Here is a 1,896-nt window from a genome sequence, read left to right as displayed (position 1 = left end):
CGCAGCGAAACGGGCGAAAACGCTCATCCCGCCAGCTGAGAACGCATCAGCCCTGGTGCCCGCGGATCAGGGCCGCGAGCTCGGTCGGGTTGGCCTGTCCGGCGTTCAGGCTGGTAACCGCGTACACCGTCTTGATGCTGATCTTCCCGGTCTTGCGGTTCACCCGCCGACGTTTGAGCTCGATGGCCTGGGCTGCTCCGGGAAAGAGCAGGCCGGCGACGGTGCAGACCTTGATGCGGCGGATCTCGCCTCGGCCGTGTCCCTTCTCGGTAGTGCGGTTCTGTAGCGGGATCTGCTTCCAGGGGAGGGACTTCATCTGCTTGCGGAGCTTCTTCTGGTTGCCCTTGACGATCACGATGTAGTGGGCTCCCCGGCCGGTCAGGTACTCGGCGTGCTCGCGCTGGGTGTGCATCGCATCGCTGGTCACGACCGCCCCGCGCAGATCGATGTCGCCCAGCAGGGGCTGGAAGCATGTGATCTCATTTGTCTTGTTCTCGACATCAACCTGCCCCAGGACGACGGAGGTTGCGTGGTCGACGGCGGACAGGAGGTGGATCTTCCGGCCGTGCGCGCGGGCGGCTCCGCGCAGGGACTTGCCGTCCACCGCGATCGCCCGCAGCAACTTCCCGGCGCTCTGCGGGAGCCGGGAAGACAGCCAACCGCCGACGGCCCGATCCAGCACATCGCCGTCGACCTGGGTCAGGACCCGGCGGATCGTGGTCTCGCACGGGGCCTGGTGACGGCCGGTGAAAGGGTCGCGACGGGCACCGAGCCGAGCCAGGACCAGTTGCGGTGCGTCGGCCGCCCACTCGCTGATCGCCAGCAGAGAGGTCGCACCAGTGAGCACCGCGGCCGCACAGATGGCGAGCACGCCGACCAGAGGATGCAACCGGCCCCGTGGATCACGGGGATCAGTCACCCTCGCGAGACAGACCAGCAGGCCGGGACACTCCTGAGCCGCCAGAGACGGCGAGGCGGTGAGCTGGTCAAGCCCGGCGGGCATGGGAGATGATTCAGCGAGAGCAGGCACGGTCTTCCAGCAAGGATCATGGGACGTAGACACTCACATGATCGCTGGCAACCGCGCCTGCCGCATGTTGCCACCTACCCCACCAGCAAGGCCAGTTGGGGCGAACCCGCTCAAGTCGACTTCACGCCGAGGCCCTGATCCGCACCTCACAAGCGCCGGTGGCCCATGCATCGTGTTCTGTCGCCGTCGCCCCGTCGCCCCGTCGCCCCGTCGACCGTGACTGCCGACGCCGTCACCGCCTGCACCGCCCCCGCCGCAGGCCGGACAGCACGGACCACAAAGGCCAGCCACACCGTCAAGCCCGGCAAGGTCCGCAAGCCCCAGGACGCCGCTTGACCCAGCACCACCCAGGCCCCGGCCCGCGGTCCAGTTGGCCGGGGCCTGGCCACGTCCAGCGGCCGGCTCCGCCGGACGCCCACCGTCATCCCCAGGCCGAACTTGCGGCGGCCCGCGCTCAGAACGACTCCTTGCGGTGCGAGCTGGCCGACGCGCAGGACGAGGTGATCGCCGTGCGCGAGGCCGGCCGGCAGATGTCCAAGAACGTCAACCGGTCCCGCTGAGCGGCGGGGGGTGCCCAGATGAGTCCCGGTACCCGCCGGCGGTGGATGAGGGCGGCACCTGTGTGAGGCTTCAAGGAGATCGCGGGAGATGTGCGTCCGGTTGTGTGCCCGGCCTTGGCATCGGAGGGCAGAGGGAGGCACGCTGAAGGTGAAAGGCATTTTGAGCGGCGATCTGCAAACTTCGGGCTGGTGGAGGTGATCGGCTATGACGCTCTTCCTGTTTCTGATCCTTGTGGCTGTCGTGTTGGGACTCATCGGCGCGGTGGTGGAGGGGCTGGGATACCTGCTGGTCATCGCCATCGTGCT

2 protein-coding genes are annotated in these 1,896 nt (G+C 67.9%); one reads left to right on the top strand and one right to left on the bottom strand.

The genetic code is table 11. The features are described from left to right. Positions 1-46: 46 nt before the first annotated feature. Positions 47-1,003: an ISAs1 family transposase gene (locus tag C6N31_RS42095; protein WP_232486338.1), complete on the bottom strand. Its 957-nt coding sequence runs from the start codon at positions 1,001-1,003 to the stop codon at positions 47-49. Between the two features lie 359 nt (positions 1,004-1,362). Between C6N31_RS42095 and C6N31_RS42090 the strand changes: the two genes are divergently transcribed. Beyond that, positions 1,363-1,590 carry a hypothetical protein gene (locus C6N31_RS42090; RefSeq protein WP_198359602.1) on the top strand — a complete coding sequence of 76 codons (228 nt, stop codon included), beginning with the start codon at positions 1,363-1,365 and terminating at the stop codon, positions 1,588-1,590. The last annotated feature ends 306 nt before the right edge of the window (positions 1,591-1,896 follow it).

The organism is Streptomyces fildesensis, assembly GCF_016107395.1.
Lineage (GTDB): Bacteria > Actinomycetota > Actinomycetes > Streptomycetales > Streptomycetaceae > Actinacidiphila > Actinacidiphila fildesensis.
This window is presented reverse-complemented; position numbering and strand designations above follow the sequence as displayed.